This is a genomic window from Candidatus Hydrogenedentota bacterium, from assembly GCA_016791475.1.
Lineage (GTDB): Bacteria > Hydrogenedentota > Hydrogenedentia > Hydrogenedentales > JAEUWI01 > JAEUWI01.
In genome coordinates this window covers 1-558 of sequence record JAEUWI010000388.1, presented here as the reverse complement: position 1 = coordinate 558, position 558 = coordinate 1, and the positions used below count along the sequence as shown (strand labels likewise).

Genomic DNA, 558 nt, shown 5'->3' with positions numbered 1-558 from the left:
CAAATCTCACGCCGCCGATTACGGCGTCATCGCCGTTCAGACCGCGTATCTCAAAGCGCATTACACCGCCGAGTATATGACCGCGCTCATGTCCGCTTCGGCGGGGCAGACGGAGAAGATCGCCTTCTACGTCGCGGATGCGCGTACGATGGGCGTGCCCGTTCTGCAATCGGACATCAACTCTTCGATGTGGGACTTCAGCATTGAAGACGTAGATAGCAAACCTAACATCCGCTTCGGTATGGGCGCCATCAAGAACGTCGGTGAAAATTCGGTGCAGCCGATCATTGACGAACGCAGCGCCAACGGAAAATTCACAGACCTCAACGACTTCGCCCGCCGCGTAGACCTGCGCGCCGTGGGCAAACGTTCACTGGAAAGCCTCATCAAAGTGGGCGCACTCGATTCGTTCGGCAACCGCGCCTCCCTGCTCGCCTCGCTTGACCGTATCGTCGCCATCTCCAGCAATCACTTCCGCGCCGCCGATGCGGGACAAATGAGTCTCTTCGGCTCAGCGACCGGCATCATCTAAGAGATCACCCTGCCCGAAGTGAAAGA

1 protein-coding gene is annotated in these 558 nt (G+C 58.1%); it reads left to right on the top strand.

The features are described 5' to 3' along the window. Positions 1 to 532 (top strand): DNA polymerase III subunit alpha (locus JNK74_29835; GenBank protein MBL7650371.1); only part of this gene is annotated, 532 nt, incomplete at its 5' end. Positions 533 to 558 lie beyond the last annotated feature (26 nt).